Source organism: Simkaniaceae bacterium (assembly GCA_021734805.1).
Taxonomy (GTDB): domain Bacteria; phylum Chlamydiota; class Chlamydiia; order Chlamydiales; family JACRBE01; genus Amphritriteisimkania.
In genome coordinates this window covers 21,139-37,058 of sequence record JAIPIG010000024.1, presented here as the reverse complement: position 1 = coordinate 37,058, position 15,920 = coordinate 21,139, and the positions used below count along the sequence as shown (strand labels likewise).

Genomic DNA, 15,920 nt, shown 5'->3' with positions numbered 1-15,920 from the left:
GAATTGGGTTTTATCTTCGCCGGCATCTTCGACTTTTCACCCTTAATTTTTTGACCTATCTTCAATAGGATCAAAAAATTAAGCCGGCTAAAGCCTGATAAAAATTCGAAGCGCCATCTTTGCTAAAATCCCAACTCTTCAACTCATTTCGGTATATTTTCGAAATTAAAATAAGCCTATTACAATGATCTATACTAAGTTTTTTTTCCTTTTTCTATTGCTCAGTGCAATATCAACATGTAGAGCTTCTACTTTAATGAATGAACTGACGCTTGAAGAAAAAATCGGTCAACTTTTACTTGTTCACTTTAATGGAGAAAAAGCGAATGACGACGCCAAAATGCTCATTCAAGATGTCAAAGTTGGCGGCATCATTTATTACAATTGGGCAAATGGCCTTCACTCTCCTGATCAAGTTTTTCAACTCACTCACGACCTACAAGCCTTAAACTCCCAAACCGAATGCCTTATTCCGCTTTTTATCGCTGTAGATCAAGAAGGAGGTCTTGTCGCGCGTTTGACTCAAGGATTCACCCTCTTTCCCGGCAATAGGGCGCTCGGAATGACGAATGAGCCTCAACTTGCAGAAGAGGCTGCGTATGCAATGGGACAAGAACTAAAAGCCGTGGGCATTAATTTTAATCTGGCTCCTGTTGTAGATGTGAACAGCAATCCACGCAATCCGGTTATTGGGATTCGCTCTTTTGGCGACTCTGCAGATCTGGTCACCTCTTTTGCTCAAAAAGCGCTACTCGGATATAAAAAAGCGGAGATTTTTACTTCTCTTAAGCATTTCCCGGGCCATGGAGATGTAGATATCGACTCTCATGAAGCCCTTCCCGTCATCTATAAAACCAAAGAACAATTACAACAGATTGAATTCATTCCTTTTGCTGAACTTGCCAATGATGCCGATACCGTAATGACCGCCCATATCCTTATTCCGTCAATTGATCCCACATATTGTGCGACTCTATCTCAACCGATTCTCGATATTTTAAGAAAAGAAATGGGATTTAAAGGGGTCATCATTTCCGATTCACTTGTGATGCAGGGGCTTTTAAATCAATGTCATTCTATTGATGATGCAGCCATTCAAGCCTTCAATGCCGGCTGTGACATTTTACTTCTGGGAGGTAAAAATCTCATAGGAAACCAACCCAACTATGAACTCCTCCCTGAAGATATACGGCGTATCCATCAGCATTTAGTCAATGCCGTTAAAACAGGCCTTATCTCTGAAAAAAAACTCGATGAATCCGTTCAACGCATCCTTAATCTAAAAAGTAAATTGAAGCCATCCACACAAAACACTTCTTTGGCAGACAGAAAAAAACATCACGCCTCTCTCGCAAATAAAATTGCAACACTGGCCATACGCAAAAAAATCAATTAGAGGAATAACCCAAAGAGGAGCCACCCCCCGTGAGAAAATATATTCTACCTGCGATCTCAAACTCTACTCTTCAGTTAAAACCCTGCCTTATTGTTGATCAAAGTCCGGTAGATCACACACTGCTTTCTCACAATTATAAAAAAATGCTGTCTATTCGAGAGGAAATCGATGTCAATCCTAAGGCGGCAGAGCAAAAACTGGAAAGGGATTTGATAGACTGCATCAATCACCCCAAAATTTTTAGTCTCCGCATTTTATGTGCCATCCGCCGTCGCCAAGTCAAAAAAGCTAATCGGCTGATTGTTGAGAATTATAAAACGAACCCCGATTCGATCAATGCCCTAATCAACTATGCCGATTTATTACTGAGAAAAAAGAAACTTAAAGAATTTAAAGACCTTTTCCAAAATCGTTTTGATTTAGTCGATCTCTTTCCCTCAACAGGGGCTTTTTATTTTGAAGATGCAAGAGCTTTTTATACCCTAATGGCTTTTTATCACTTAACGATCAATGATCGAGAATCAGCGCAACTTTACTATTCCAATGCTTATAAAATAGATCCGCACCATCCTAATCTTTTTCTTATCGAGAAAAAACTGATTAAAAACCGCTCTTTACTATCACAGCATATTGGGCCTTTCGTTCAACGCGCTGTGACTTCTTTAGGGAGTTGGAAAAAAACATCTTCTAAGACATAAGTGACTTCCTGCATCTGATCAACACCAAGATCTTTAAGCCGATCAATGACACTTTGAACAATATGCTCCGGGGTGGATGCCCCTGCCGTGAGTCCTATGGTTTTCACATTTTCTAACCAATCCACTTGAATATCCGATGCATCATTGATGAGATACGCCGATGTTTGTCGGTTGAATGCCACTTCCCTAAGGCGATTAGAATTAGAACTCGTTGGATCTCCTACAACAAGCACGAGATCAGCCTCATCTGTGATTTGACGCAGAGCAAGCTGTCGATTTGTAGTCGCATAACAAATGGATGAGCTTGGGAGAGTTTCAATATGGGGATAGCGTTGATGTAGAGCCTCTGTCACCTCTTTTACATCATCGATACTAAGTGTCGTTTGAGTCACATAGAAGAGCTTTTGCTCAGGTGTAAATCGAAGCGCATCAACGTCTGCCACCGACTCAACAATCGTGGTCTGATCAGGGGCTTCCCCTGCCGTTCCAATGATTTCAACATGATTGCGGTGACCAATTAAAATAATGTGATACCCTTTTGCAGCGTAGCGCTTGGCAGCAGAATGTACCCGCGTGACGAGACCACATGTCGCATCAATTTCAATGAGTTGGCGCTGTTTAGCGATCTGCCTGATTTCAGGAGAAACGCCATGGGCAGAATAAATAAGGCGCTCACCAACAGGAACTTCATTTAAGTCCTCGATGAAAATAGCCCCCTTCTCCTCCAACTCTCTGACAACATGGCGATTGTGCACAATTTGATGTTTGACATAGATAGGCGCTCCCCATAATTCTAGGGCGCGCGCTACCGTATCAATAGCCCGAACAACACCGGCACAAAAGCCTCTTGGATTTGCAAGTAATAATTTCAAAACATCTCCTAAAACTGTCCCTTTGATAAAGAGGAATGGATTAAAAGATATTGTACCTTTTTAGCAAATTTTTGTAATTATGCATCTTGAACGACATCGGATGCACATCTAAACCCATAAGTGCTGTTAATTGCCCCCGGATTGTTGCGATTCCGATGAGAACATCTCAAATCTTCAATAAGGCTTTTCCAGCATCCACCTCTAAGAACGCGATAGACACCTTGAACGGGCCCTTGAGGATTATCGGGTTCAATAAGCGATGTTTCATAGTAAGCATAATCGTACCAATCTTGGCACCATTCATAGACATTCCCTGCAATATCATAAAGATTAATGTCATTAGGCGGGAAGCTCTTAACGGTCGTTGTGTCGGAACCGAAGAAATTAGCTTGATCTCGCTCAATGGTTGGGCCTGTCGGATACAAAATATCGCTACGCATTCCGCGAGCCGCTATTTCCCATTCGGCTTCAGTTGGCAAGCGCTTTCCAATCCATTTTGCATAGGCAACTGCACCATACCAAGTGACGCCGACCACCGGATGTCTGGCATATCCCGATTCGATAATCAAACGACCGGCGCTCCGTTTAATGCGCGATTCGCGCAGACGAATGATATCATTGTTATTGACATCTTTTTCACCCCCCATCACCTCTAAAAAGCGGACAAACTGTTCATTTGTCACCGGATGGATATCAATGGCATAACTGTTTAAAAAGATTTTATGGTACGGCCTTTCATCACGTGCGCCCTCATTGCTTCCGCGATAAAATTCACCCCCCGGAATAACTATCATATCAGTTAAAATTGGATTGCGCTCAACAGCTATTTTTTCTTGCGGTCTATATGTTGAAATCGTCGTATCTTTATGAAAAATGACAGAAGGATCTTCCTCATAAGAAGGCTTTTTAATTTCTTGGGGATTGATTTTGGGCTTTAATAGACCATTTTCGAGATCCTCTTCTTCGTCCAAAAGGGCTGTTGCCGAAGCTGCGACTTGGGTATAACGCACTGTTTCCACTTGTGATTTAAGGGAAATATTTGACTCAATCGGATTTTTTTGCGGAGCAATCGGACGTGCTTTAAAGGCCCTTTCTTCAGAAATTTCTGCAACAATATCTTTAATTGACGTATTGACGGGCTTCATCACTTGCGGGCGTTTCACATCTTTCTCTTCCGGAGGGAGATGAGGTTCTTTCATCTGTTTCATCTGTTGCGTGATAGGAACACTTTGAGACATCTTCCACTCGTCAACAACGGGAGTATGAGCTCCCGCTTTAAATTCCCTCATCGATTCCATTAACTTTGTTAATGAATCGGGACGCTTAGACGGATCGAGATATAAACAATGAAAAATTAAAGCATCCCAATCATATTTGTAGGGGAGAATGGAAGAAGGGAGTACAAAAAAGCCTTCGGGAAATTCTCGAACGAGCAAGAAATAAGTGAGCACACCAAAAGCATAAATATCGGCCTTAATCCCACTGATCTTATGCTGACCGGCTTTTTTTTGTTCCGGGGCTAAAAACGGATATGAAGTAGAAAAGACGTTATATAATTTATCGAGCTTATTCTGATCCGTATCGGCTGCAAAAAATCCTTCACCTGATAGTTGAAGAGCCAGAGCCTCAGTCATCATATGATAGGTATGGGCAAGCAGTAATCCTTCGCCAATGATATGTGCAACACCTGCATCTTGAATGAAGACTTGAAGTGCCTTTCCCTCTTCTCTTCCAATTAAAATGTTGTGCAAATTGAGATAGCGGTGAGCAATCCCTTTGCCATTGAGTCCGTTTTGATGTAAATGATCAAGACCTTTCGCAATTTGATAAAGAATCGAAAAGGCTTTTTCTTCTTCTAATGTTTGAGGATGTATGCTTAAAAAGCGGGCGAGATCCGTGTATTCTCCATAGGCATCTAAAATGAGATCCGATACGATATAATATTTCCCGTCAGCAAATGAAACATTATGAAGGCGAGCAACATTTTCATGCTCAACGTGACTGAGTGCTGCTACCTCTTTTTGAAATCTTTCAATAAATTGAGGCTGTTTTGCGAATTCTTCCGGCAAAATACGTACGGCATAATAGCGCTTTAAAAAGCGATGCTGCGCATGATAAACGACTCCCAAAGGCCCTTTGTCGATCTGTTTTACGAGTTCATAATCCCCGATAAATTGCCCTTCCGTCATATAACACCTCTATTAAATTCAATTTAAATTTCCGATTCTATGATGAGCCGTTTTAAAACACCAGAATTTCATCTACCGAGTTTACAACCAACCAAGCCATTTCGCAAATTGCCAAATGATAGTTAACCCAATAACAGCTCCACCGGCCCAAATGAAATTAGAAAACCACTTCACACCACCACCAACGCTACCCCTCACTTCTAAAGTTCCAATCCCATATAAAAATTCGTGCTTGAGTTTAGAAGGGGCAAAAATTTCAGGATACTCTTGAGCGAGTGATTGCATATTAATACCCAAAAAAGAGGCGTAGTGTCGGATAAATCCATGCATATAGACATTCGACAAAAACTTGTCACTTATTCCCTTTTCAATAGCTTCTAAATAAGAGGTTCGAATGGAAGTGGAGCTCTCCACCTCTTTAAGAGAAAAATGCATTTCTTCTCTTTTCTTTTTTAGGAGCTCTCCAATTTTTTTTACATCTGTTGTCATCTGCACTGTATCCCTTTGATATCTGTAAGAATATTCAGAATATCCCCCCCTTCAATAACTTCCAAGATAAAAAAAAATTGCTCGCTTTTGTATCCGAGCAACAGTATGATATGTCCTTACACCGATGCAAGCATTGAATAGAATTATGGCCGATTGTTTTGTTACTCAAATGGATCTCTCTTTAAAGGATAAACTGAAGTCCGACCTTCTCTCCCAAGGTTTTGAATTCTTTGAACCTCCTTACACCATTTTTTCAGCAAAGCGCAATGGTATCGTTGTCTGCCTTTATAAATCGGGGAAATTGACCGTTCAAGGAAAGAATAAGAACGAATTTATATCCTACTATCTTGAGCCCGAAATCCTTAAAGACTTCTCATACAACTATCCTGAAGTTCACATCGACTTTACACCCCGTATTGGGATTGATGAAGCGGGAAAGGGCGACTTTTTCGGCCCCTTATCGATTGCAGGCCTTTATGCCTCTGAAAAGTGCATTAAAACACTGATGACTCTGGGAGTAAAAGATAGTAAGTCGATGTCGGATAACGCCATCTGCAAAGTCGCTAAGGAAATTCAAAAGCAATGCGACTACTCCTGCGTCACCATCTTTCCTGAAAAATACAATGAACTCTACGCCACATTCAAAAATCTCAATGCCCTGCTTGCTTGGGGGCATGCTACGGCCATTGACAATCTCGTTAAAAAAACGGGATGCACTTATGTTAAAATCGATCAATTTGCCGGTGAGCATTATGTTGAAAAAGCTGTTGAGAAAAAACACTTAGAAATCTCTTTACATCAACAACACCGAGGAGAAAGTGATATTGTTGTGGCGGGTGCCTCAATTCTGGCAAGATATGCTTTTTTAGAAGGTCTTAAAAAACTGAGTGAAGAATACCGATTTGAGCTCCCAAAAGGAGCCTCGGCAAAGGTGATTGAACTCGGAAGGGCCTTTGTGCGCAAATTTGGCAATGAAGCTCTTGCCCGCGTCTCCAAAACACACTTCAAAACTACCCAATCTGTCTTATCCTGAGTTGTACTTTTGGACCACCCCATGGCAAGAGAACTCATCCCCTTCATATGAAACCAAAATATTCATAAATCTTGAATCTCATCACCTGCTATTACAATTGCAGCCGGTGTCATGTGCCCAAAACGAGGCAACCCTTTAAAAATCTTATTCTCAGTTACACCTTCATTCATTAAGGCATACCCAAGACTAGCTTTATCTATAATTGGACCATCTGTCATAAAGTCTTCTTTATCTTCAGGACTCCAACTTTCCTTAGTGCACTGAACGATAATTTCTTTAATTCCCTTTTTTGATAACAACTTTGACGCCTCAACTAAATCCATTTCACAGCCGGCCCACTTTATTATATTCTTAACAGTCTCTTGAGGAAGTAATTTGGCGGTGTGCTGAGCACCTATATGACTTGCTCGATCAAATGTCATTTGACGCACAACTAAATACTTTATATCGTCCTTAAACTCATGCTGCAGGATGGCTTGCCCAACAGCAGCCCCTCCTAAAGAACGACCTGCAATGATAATTTTTTTTGCTTTGATTGCTGATTCTAAAAATGTAATACCTACTTCTTGCGCTTCTCCCATTGTCTTTGGTGTGGCCATACCTTCACTTTTACCAACATAAGGTCCATTAATTAAAAGAAGGTTACATTTCATTTCCACATACATTTCAGCAAAGTCTAGCGCAGAATGTTCAATCGGTTCTGCATTACCTGTAGCTTGTAAAGCCCACTTCCCATTGTTAATTGTGCTTTTATGACCTATTAGTAACCCACTATATCTAATGCCATTTTTTTGTAGACAAACTTCACGCACTATATAATCTGTTTCACTTAAGCGATTTATCACCTCAATTCTACGTTGATTCAATCTATAAGTACTAAAAGCCGGAATGAACCTAAATAATGAATTTTGAGCAGGATAAAGAGGAAACATAATGGTTCTTTGAACAATATAGCGAACTGCCTTATAGGAAACTATCAGCATAGCTAGTGCTTTTAATCCAAGCATCATACTCTTATTGGCTATCCCTTCAAGTGAGATCTTCGACATTAACGATTGGATTGGTAGATCTTTAGTAAGAACATTGGGAATATAACTGCCTATTTTTTGAATCCTTTGAGATACAAGGGGATACAAGACATAAGAAAATAGCGCTATTTCAAAAATAGTTTTTGCAATCTCGGTGATTTCTTCTACCCAATTTTTATCATTGACGATGATATCCGGCTCAGTCCAAAAAAGAGACCTGTGACAATCATCCGGTGATGAAGTAAACTCCTTCCAATCAGTAGCTTCCGCACTTGATGAAAAGAACTTTGAATACACAGAAGATGGTTGAATATGCATAGCCCCCCTAATTTGGGAAAAGTATACCCTATAAACTCCATTATTGTATACCGAAATGAGTTGCAAACCGGGGTTTCCGGCAAGCTCTAAATTGCTGAAAGAAAGAGTGTTGTGCAACACTTACACTGAGTATCAAAGATTTCCCTAAGAGAATCATTCTCGTAAAGAAATCTGACCAAAGCATTCTATGCTAAAGGTTAGTCCATCGGGTCTGTATAACTTCCACTGGTCACCACTTTGTACTTTGGAAAATGTTTCAATTTTAATATCATTTTCAAATGTTAATTGAAGATCCAAAGATTGAAGATTAACAGAACTGTTTATCAGCTTTTTATCAACAAGAAAAGGAATATGCTTTCTGATTTTTGTTTGTTTATCGCCGGAACCAACTAAGTAATGAGCCCCCCGGGTAATCCTCCAGGAACACATATATAGCCATAAAATCCAAGGAGCACGAGTTTCTATGCTTTGATCGGAATATTGGATGTCTATTTTTTCGCCAAAATCAATCATTAAAAAACTTCCATGCCCATTAACAATAGAAGAAACTAACAACCCATTAAATTGTGAGTTGAGAGTTTTTATTAATTCATTTAGATGTTTTTTTTTCATTTAAATTTCCAATACCCTTCTTCTACTATTTCATGATAACCATAATCCTTTTTAGAGATATCGTTGTGCAATCTGCGTACATCCTTTTCGGATAGTTTCCTACCAAGCTTTCTTTCAATTTCTTTACAAGCATCTTTAAACTGATCATTTTGTCTTTCATGGTCTCCCGGGGTCCCATCATGCTGCCTACCTTCTTTCTTCTTATCCATGTGGTTTTTAATATGCTTCCCCGCCTGATAAGCTGCGATTCCGGCTGTCGCACCCCAAACAAGAGGGGCTAAGCCCGGAACTGCTAGAGAAGCACCTCTTGCTCCCCAAACAAGAATAGGAACAGTAAGTGCAAAATCGCCACGAATATCCATATATTTAATCGGATTGTTGTGCACAAATAGATAGGGATTTGCCGAATCTATTTCTCCTAGAGGATCTGGTGTCGTCCATCTTCTAATGGAAGGGTCATAATAACGATCACCGTAGTAGATTAGCTGAGTTTCCGAATCGTAATGTTGTGTGCTATAAACCCAAGGAATAATAGGTTTGAGATCCCGGATATTTTGGCCATAACAGTGAAGGCTACTATAATCAATCACCTCTTGGGTTGCTATATTGACGAGTTTGCGAATATGACAAGCATAGTCATAAACGGGAGCATAGATAGCATTTGACTTTTCAACGCTAATAGATTTGTATACTCCTTTAATGGGAGAAAGACCTAAAACTCTGAGAACAACTAGATGTTGCTTGCTATCTAGAACAGCGACTTCGGTATCATTTTGATAGAGATAGGCATATGTTTTTGTCTTTCCTTCAGAAGAAATCGTTTTAAATAAGCGACGATTAAAAATGTCATAAGTGTATTTAGCCTCAAAATTTTCTGTTTTGGCTGAAATGAGCCGACCTAGAGCATCATATTTAAAAAAATAGGTCTTTTCAGGTGTTTTTTTGACGATGAGGTTGCCATTAAGATCATATTCGCATTCAACATCTCGATAAGTAGAAAGTTCATTGAGCACATTGACAGTTCCACTTATGGGATTTCCGAGAGAATCATACTTATCATCTAGAATGAGATGGCCAAGTTTATCGTACGAATAATCAAGTCTTTTTCCATTCTCCTTAATAGAAGCAATCCCATTTTGATCATCTAATATTAATTCATATGCATTATAGAGATTTTGCTGAGTTATGAGCTTGTTTGTGGGATCTACTGCATAAGACACCTCTCCAAGGCCTGCGATTATTTTTTCTTGAACTAGATAATTTGAAGTTTTGTTCCACTCATAGTGATGCGTATAAGCAAGGGCTCCATTAGCGGACAATCGACTTACACTGGCTAGCTTGGCATTGTCATATTTATATTGAACAGAACCAAAATTCGCTAAGGCTAGAGCTTCGATTTGGCCGTTATCATTGTAAGAATAGGCAAAAGTATGTCCTGTAGGGAAAGTTTCTTTTGCAAGTAAATGGCTGAGGGTAAACTCCCTTTTTATAGAATATCCCATATTTCGATCGATGCATTTCAGCAAATGGCCATCTTCACTATAAACTATTGCATAATCAACAGTTTTATCTGATGACTTTAAGAGGATGAGATTCCCATCTACATCATACTCGCGAAATACCAACACACCACTTGGAAGGCAGACTTTAACGAGACGATCATTTTCATCGTAGTCAAAAGTTGTGACTCTTTCACAATTTGTTCCCAAAGCTCGAATCGTTTGTTTCAGCTTACCTGAATCAGTATAAACATAGCGCACGACCTGAATAACGGGATCACTCGCAGCAGAAAAGACATGACTTTTCACATCAGCCCGCTTCTCATTATCATTATATGTGATCTCTGTGGATTGCAGCACTATACCATTTAAGTCTTTGCTTTCATTTTTTTGGATCCTTCCTTTAGAGTCTGTGGTTATAGACTTCATGTCATAGGGGCAAGTCTCCCTATCTACTGCAAACAAATTGAGAGCTATGCTTATGCTAAGTAAAAAAGAAAGCAGCTTCATAAAATCACTCTTAAAAAATCAAATAGGGCCATCCTAAAGAAACGTTTATTTTGCAACAAGGCTAAATGCTAAAGGAGGCCACTATGTTAAGGCCAAGTTCATTGGGAAAAACTCGAGTGGGAAGGGAAATTCGATCAATAAAAAAAGAGCTAACACATAGTGTGTTAGCTCTTTTTTAGCTTTGATCTTCTTTTTTATGTTATTTGATAAACTCAAACGAATTAATGAAGTGCTTAAAATCATCTTCTTGATAATTTTGCATCTCACATTCCATTGCGAGCAGATATAGCTGATTATTAGCCATGATTGCACGCCCCATAAAATAGACATCTTTTGTGCGAATAAAGAAATCCAACCCTTTATGACCTTGTACATTAACGAGATCTGCAAAAATCAAACGATTATGCGGATTTTGAGTGAGGATTCCATTCAGAAAACTCTCTAAACTCAATTGACTGTAAGATTGATCGACCATCGTTGGATACTCGGCAATCAACACCATATAAACAGCTTTTTGATCCAAGCCGGCAACATAGACCTCATATTTGAGTTCTGAGTTATCTTCCGGCAGCATCATTGTTTGCTGCATATGCTCGGGCTCATCCGGAAAGAAAATATGGCACTTCCCACTAGTAGAGTGCATTTTAGTCCATTGAGTATAACTCTTCTTTACAACTTGAACCGCCTCTATATCAGAAGCTTGTGTGCGGCCTGGCGCAAGTGCAAAGAGGGCTATAATCCCAATCCCAAAGATTTTATTTAAAATTTTAGACATACTCCCCTCTATCCTTTTTTATAATAACTCTAAAAAGGCAACTGCAGCCGGTTTGGCCACGTAAACAACGAGATACATAATAAGTAAGGTAATTAATACCCAAATACATATAACAAGAATAAAATTCCCTAAAGCTCTCCAGCCGGAAAATCCTTGAACTTCAGCAACTCCCAAAATCAAAATAACGGTAGACCAAATTGCTATAATAACTTGGATAATAAACATCACATCTGCAAGGCCGAATCCGGGTTCAACTTGCCCCCGGTCTGCCATAAACAATCGCGATCCCAATGCAATAATCAATACAATCCAAGTTCCAATCGTCACAATGGATGGAACGTTAGCCCAAGAAACAGCAGCTCTCACTTCAATATATCTGGCTTTTCCTCTAAATAGCTTTCCGGTCCAAAAGAAAAACAGCGATGAAATCGACATCAAAATATAGCCAACCGGAATAGCCAAAATAATACTGGCTAAAACTATGGCTGATGTTCCATAAAAGTGCCCAAGAGATAGGGTCTGACACATTGATAACACCCATAAAAATCCATAGATGAAACTCAACGTAATAAATCGATATCTTGGATCATACTGCTTAATTGCCCTTAAAGTCTCCCTCGGAGCAACCCAGATTTTCAACCAAGGATTTAATTTTAACATCCCTAATCCCCCCTAGAATTTGACCCATATAACCGCTATGATTTATCAGGAGTCCTCCCGATTCTGCGGATAAATGGGCAAATTTCCTACCTTTGCCTATAATTGCAATTTATTATTTAAAAATTAATATTACAATCAAAAGAATGCTTTTTAATTAAAAATTAATAAATAAATTTAATTAAAAAGGGATTTTATAATCATAAACAACAGAAGAATAAAAACAGGTGTTTTAACCGGTTTAAAATGAAAGAGTTTATATAAAATATTCAATACCGACAAAAGAAGGAATGAAGGATAGGCTATTGTCAATAAAGGGGCTAAAGCCTTAACAATTCCTGAAAATTCCAACATGGAAACAAGCGCTGATAGCGCGATGACAATGATAAGATTCCAGAGGTATTTAACTTTGTTCTTAAAGATATAACGCTGAAGAAACTCTGCACTGACAACCGATAGAGCAATTGCGGTTGTCAAACAGGAAAGGGCCACAGCTAAACAAACCACAAAACCCGCATAGGGCCCCAAAACATGCTTGCCTATAGCCCCCAAAAGATGATCGGACTCAACCCCCTGAAGCTCACTACTATAGAGTGATGCAACAATAGCAAAACAAATATAAATCACCCCTAAAAGAACCCCTCCTATACTGGATGCTTTGAGGAGATGAAAAACAAGGCCTTTATGGGAAATATGCTCTTCCTTTGATTCTTTCAACCTTTCGCACACAATAGAAGCAAAAAAGAAAGAAGCGAGCAGATCCATTGTAAAATACCCCTCCTTCAGTCCATAAAAGAACGAGGGCAAAGCCGTCATTGTCACTTTTTGATCCCAAGACCCCTGCAGAAACCCTTTAACCACAATAACTAGAAGAAAAACAATTAAAATAGGGGTTAAAACATATCCTAAGATGTCTAGGATTCGATTCTTCTTTAGACAAAAGAAAAATATGACGACTGCAGCAATAACACTAAACCAAATCAAATGAAGGGTTGTAAAGTAGACATGCAATGTCGAGTAAGTCAGCGCAATGCACCGGGGAATACCCCCAAAAGGACCAATCAGAGCTAGAACAAGAATCGTGGCAAAAGCCCCGGGCACTTTCCCCAAACGGTTAAAAAAAGTGATATAGTTGCCATCAAACAGAGTCGTTGCAATCAAACCTGAAAACGGGACTAAAACAGCCGTAATAAACAGTCCAATAAGGGCGAAACCAACAGACCCCCTTGCAGTAAACCCGATAATGAGAGGAAAAATGACATTACCCGCTCCGAAAAACATTGAAAACATCGCAAGGCCATTTGATACCCAGCGACTTTTAAGAGCAGTCATGCTTTATTCTCCTCATTCTGCATTTAACTTGATTTTGCAACTTTTTGTGTGGACCTGCCTGCACCGGTCTTTGCTCTCGAAAACAAATATCTCGAGGCTCTCAAACTTAAAAAGTTACAAATTCAAGTTTAAAAAAAATGCTAATTTTAACACACAAAAATATTAAGCCGCACGATTTATTTTTTTAATTCATATACTCTAATTGCACTATAGATAGCAGGTGCAATTATACCGAAGCGTCTCCTACAAAAGATGACGGAAGGCTTGATTCAGTGTAGGATAGCGGAAAACAAACCCGGTATGATCAAGTTTTTTAGAAACGGCCCGTGTTGAAGTTAAGAACAGCTCTTCTCCCATCTGACCAAAAAGCCACGCAACAAGATGGGCCGGGATACGTGGTCCAAGTGATCGATGTAGCATCTGAGCTAGTTGATAAGAAAAAACTTCATTTGTCACCGGCTCCGGAGCGGCAATATTAACAGGGCCTTTCATTGAATCATTCATAAGACAATGATAAATTGCGGCAACGGCATCATCAATGGTTACCCAACTCATATATTGTTTACCCGACCCTAAAATCGAGCCGAGTCCAAATCGAAAAACCGGGAGCATTTTTCTTAAGGCGCCCTGCCCCGAACTTAAAATCATTGCAAACCGCAAATTGACGATCCTAATAGGATGAATATCGAGTTTATGCACAGCCCGCTCCCACTCTTCACTCACCTGTGAAAGAAATAGTCTTCCCTTTCTATAGGAGCTCTCATCGACAAATTCATCGGCATGATCGCCATAAAATCCAACTGCAGAAGCAGATAGAAAAACAGACGGCTTTTGATGCAACTGAGCGATTAACATAACCAGACTTTCCGTCGCTGTGATGCGGGAAGAAAAAATGCGATCCTTAACTTCAGAGCTCCAACGGTGATCCGCTATCCCCGACCCGGATAAATTAATAACGGCATCTATCCCTTCCAGTAATGACAAATTGCACTCGTTTGTTTTCGGATCCCAAAACACCTCATTGTCCGCAATAGGAGCTCGCCTTACAAGATGCATCACTTCATGTCCGGCACTATTTAAAAAAGCAGACAAATGCCGTCCGACAAATCCGCTTGCACCGGCAATCAATACCTTTAAGGGATGATGACACGGATACTTGGAAAATTGCGTTAGATCACTTTGAAGAACATCCTGTTTATACTCAAAAAAGCGCTTCAGTCTTTTTTTTACGCGCGCGCCTCTCATCCGCTTTAAAAACCAATGAAAGCGCATTTGAAACTCTGCCTCTTCGATGAGTTCACACGAATCGCCCCCTCCCCTCCTCACCTCGATTTTTAATTGAAAATGGGCAAATGGCCCTTTTTTCTGAATAACTTTAAGCGTAGAAGAGTCTATTTCTTTTTCAATCACCACTTCCCAGCGGTGCTTAAAAAACCACCCCTTTAGATAAAAAACGGAACTTTTCTGCTCTGAAAGCCGATCCGGCTCGCCCTTCCCATCTGCCCGGAAAGAAGCGCTCAAAAGATGCTGTTGAAGAGAGGGGTGTCTCAAATCGAATTTATGAGAAATGCGGGCTAATTTTGACTTAACCTCAACTTCTTCACTTGGCAGGAAGGATCTTTCAAAGGCTCCTTCGGTTAAATGCCAACGAAAGACCTCCTTTTGAGGAAAAGGACAAATAATGCGATGACTATATGAGTGCATAGTCATTCTTTATGAGCTCAATTAAAAAAAAACTCAAGCAATAATAAGAGATGAGTAAAAGGGCTGCCATCTTCACAAAGAGATGCGGTAAACGCGGGTGCGCGTATCTCTTTTGAAGATGACAGCAAAGAAACTATTTACGTTTGCATGATGAACAGCCACTCACTTTTGAGTAGCAACCAAGACTCCAGAGCCCTGATAAACCGACAAGACAATAGACAATGCGACTAATGGCCTTTGTATTGCCTCCAAATAACCATGCGACAAAATCAAATTCAAAAAAGCCCCATAAACCCCAATTAAGTGCGCCTATAATGACTAATGTAAGCGCGATGACATTAATGGCCCTCATGACATTTCCTCCATTATTCTTCCTTAACCTCACATTAATCGGAATACCACACATTTGTCACTATTTTTTTTATTTTCCCAAACGATCTTGACTTTGCTTATATTTAGCGTTAAAATGCACTCTCTTAGAAAGCGTTTTTAGAAGGAAAACCACCCTATGCATTTTGATAAAGACTTTCTCTCTCGCTTGACGCGGCTATGCAAGATTGAGTGCACTGAAGATGAGCTCAACCGCCTCCTCATTAGCTTAGAATCTATTTTATCTCATGTAGATCAGCTGGAAGAAATTGACACTAAAGGCGTTACAACTTGCATCCATGTCAATGAAATCCAAACACTTTCTTTAGGTGATGATGAAGAACGGGATATTATGCCCCATCAACGTCTCATGAAAAATGCCCCCGATGCCATCGGAGGCATGGTTAAGGTTCCCCCTATTATTAATGCTTAAGCAAAT

The 15,920-nt window shown here is 39.9% G+C and carries 15 protein-coding genes; 4 read left to right on the top strand and 11 right to left on the bottom strand.

The genetic code is table 11. The features are described from left to right. Positions 1–256 precede the first annotated feature (256 nt). The gene (gene nagZ / locus K9M07_05840; GenBank protein ID MCF7852742.1) at positions 257–1,396 is read left to right on the top strand and encodes a beta-N-acetylhexosaminidase; all 1,140 of its coding nucleotides are present in this window, start codon (positions 257–259) and stop codon (positions 1,394–1,396) included. Positions 1,397–1,425: 29 nt separating this feature from the next. After that, positions 1,426–2,094, top strand: a complete 669-nt coding sequence (locus K9M07_05835; GenBank protein MCF7852741.1) for a hypothetical protein — start codon at positions 1,426–1,428, stop codon at positions 2,092–2,094. Here the strand turns inward: K9M07_05835 and ispH are convergent. The 3 genes from ispH to K9M07_05820 form a co-directional block, all read right to left on the bottom strand. After that, entirely contained in the window at positions 2,040–2,966 is a 927-nt protein-coding gene (gene ispH / locus K9M07_05830; GenBank protein ID MCF7852740.1) for a 4-hydroxy-3-methylbut-2-enyl diphosphate reductase, read from the bottom strand. The two genes, K9M07_05835 and ispH, sit on opposite strands and share 55 nt — an antisense overlap. A 77-nt stretch (positions 2,967–3,043) precedes the next feature. After that, the gene (locus tag K9M07_05825) at positions 3,044–5,155 is read right to left on the bottom strand and encodes an SUMF1/EgtB/PvdO family nonheme iron enzyme (GenBank protein MCF7852739.1); all 2,112 of its coding nucleotides are present in this window, start codon (positions 5,153–5,155) and stop codon (positions 3,044–3,046) included. An 81-nt stretch (positions 5,156–5,236) separates the two neighbouring features. Further along, positions 5,237–5,644, bottom strand: coding sequence for a helix-turn-helix domain-containing protein (locus tag K9M07_05820; GenBank protein MCF7852738.1), 408 nt, complete (start codon positions 5,642–5,644; stop codon positions 5,237–5,239). A 145-nt stretch (positions 5,645–5,789) separates the two neighbouring features. Between K9M07_05820 and rnhC the strand changes: the two genes are divergently transcribed. Continuing rightward, entirely contained in the window at positions 5,790–6,677 is an 888-nt protein-coding gene (rnhC, locus tag K9M07_05815; GenBank protein MCF7852737.1) for a ribonuclease HIII, read from the top strand. A gap of 62 nt (positions 6,678–6,739) precedes the next feature. Here the strand turns inward: rnhC and K9M07_05810 are convergent, their stop codons facing one another. The 8 genes from K9M07_05810 to K9M07_05775 all read right to left on the bottom strand — a co-directional run bounded on the left by K9M07_05810 (position 6,740) and on the right by K9M07_05775 (position 15,464). Continuing rightward, complete coding sequence (locus K9M07_05810) at positions 6,740–8,023, bottom strand: hypothetical protein (protein ID MCF7852736.1); 1,284 nt, start codon at positions 8,021–8,023, stop codon at positions 6,740–6,742. Positions 8,024–8,176: 153 nt separating this feature from the next. Beyond that, positions 8,177–8,635, bottom strand: coding sequence for a hypothetical protein (locus K9M07_05805; protein MCF7852735.1), 459 nt, complete (start codon positions 8,633–8,635; stop codon positions 8,177–8,179). Then, a complete protein-coding gene (locus K9M07_05800; protein MCF7852734.1) occupies positions 8,632–10,563 on the bottom strand; it encodes an RHS repeat-associated core domain-containing protein in 1,932 nt (643 codons plus the stop codon). The genes K9M07_05805 and K9M07_05800 overlap by 4 nt, the downstream gene beginning before the upstream one ends. A gap of 280 nt (positions 10,564–10,843) precedes the next feature. Then, positions 10,844–11,419, bottom strand: a complete 576-nt coding sequence (locus K9M07_05795) for a hypothetical protein (GenBank protein ID MCF7852733.1) — start codon at positions 11,417–11,419, stop codon at positions 10,844–10,846. Positions 11,420–11,437: 18 nt separating this feature from the next. Continuing rightward, positions 11,438–12,079 carry a YIP1 family protein gene (locus tag K9M07_05790; protein MCF7852732.1) on the bottom strand — a complete coding sequence of 214 codons (642 nt, stop codon included), beginning with the start codon at positions 12,077–12,079 and terminating at the stop codon, positions 11,438–11,440. A gap of 174 nt (positions 12,080–12,253) precedes the next feature. Continuing rightward, on the bottom strand, positions 12,254–13,408 hold the full coding sequence (locus K9M07_05785; protein MCF7852731.1) for a branched-chain amino acid transport system II carrier protein: 1,155 nt from the start codon (positions 13,406–13,408) through the stop codon (positions 12,254–12,256). A gap of 243 nt (positions 13,409–13,651) precedes the next feature. Then, positions 13,652–15,118, bottom strand: coding sequence for a TIGR01777 family oxidoreductase (locus K9M07_05780; protein MCF7852730.1), 1,467 nt, complete (start codon positions 15,116–15,118; stop codon positions 13,652–13,654). A 127-nt stretch (positions 15,119–15,245) separates the two neighbouring features. Then, positions 15,246–15,464, bottom strand: a complete 219-nt coding sequence (locus K9M07_05775) for a DUF378 domain-containing protein (protein ID MCF7852729.1) — start codon at positions 15,462–15,464, stop codon at positions 15,246–15,248. A gap of 156 nt (positions 15,465–15,620) precedes the next feature. On the opposite strand from K9M07_05775, the gene gatC reads away from it, so the two are divergent. Beyond that, positions 15,621–15,914 carry an Asp-tRNA(Asn)/Glu-tRNA(Gln) amidotransferase subunit GatC gene (gene gatC, locus K9M07_05770; protein MCF7852728.1) on the top strand — a complete coding sequence of 98 codons (294 nt, stop codon included), beginning with the start codon at positions 15,621–15,623 and terminating at the stop codon, positions 15,912–15,914. The last annotated feature ends 6 nt before the right edge of the window (positions 15,915–15,920 follow it).

Excerpts from the sequence above, each read along its gene's own strand:
- K9M07_05780 (MCF7852730.1), bottom strand. The coding sequence starts at position 15,118 with ATGACTATGCACTCATATAGTCATCGCATTATTTGTCCTTTTCCTCAA.
- K9M07_05800 (MCF7852734.1), bottom strand. The coding sequence starts at position 10,563 with ATGAAGTCTATAACCACAGACTCTAAAGGAAGGATCCAAAAAAATGAA.
- K9M07_05795 (MCF7852733.1), bottom strand. The coding sequence starts at position 11,419 with ATGTCTAAAATTTTAAATAAAATCTTTGGGATTGGGATTATAGCCCTC.
- K9M07_05775 (MCF7852729.1), bottom strand. The coding sequence starts at position 15,464 with ATGAGGGCCATTAATGTCATCGCGCTTACATTAGTCATTATAGGCGCA.
- K9M07_05825 (MCF7852739.1), bottom strand. The coding sequence starts at position 5,155 with ATGACGGAAGGGCAATTTATCGGGGATTATGAACTCGTAAAACAGATC.
- nagZ (MCF7852742.1), top strand. The coding sequence starts at position 257 with ATGAATGAACTGACGCTTGAAGAAAAAATCGGTCAACTTTTACTTGTT.
- K9M07_05790 (MCF7852732.1), bottom strand. The coding sequence starts at position 12,079 with ATGTTAAAATTAAATCCTTGGTTGAAAATCTGGGTTGCTCCGAGGGAG.
- K9M07_05805 (MCF7852735.1), bottom strand. The coding sequence starts at position 8,635 with ATGAAAAAAAAACATCTAAATGAATTAATAAAAACTCTCAACTCACAA.
- gatC (MCF7852728.1), top strand. The coding sequence starts at position 15,621 with ATGCATTTTGATAAAGACTTTCTCTCTCGCTTGACGCGGCTATGCAAG.
- K9M07_05810 (MCF7852736.1), bottom strand. The coding sequence starts at position 8,023 with ATGCATATTCAACCATCTTCTGTGTATTCAAAGTTCTTTTCATCAAGT.
- rnhC (MCF7852737.1), top strand. The coding sequence starts at position 5,790 with ATGGCCGATTGTTTTGTTACTCAAATGGATCTCTCTTTAAAGGATAAA.
- K9M07_05820 (MCF7852738.1), bottom strand. The coding sequence starts at position 5,644 with ATGACAACAGATGTAAAAAAAATTGGAGAGCTCCTAAAAAAGAAAAGA.
- K9M07_05785 (MCF7852731.1), bottom strand. The coding sequence starts at position 13,408 with ATGACTGCTCTTAAAAGTCGCTGGGTATCAAATGGCCTTGCGATGTTT.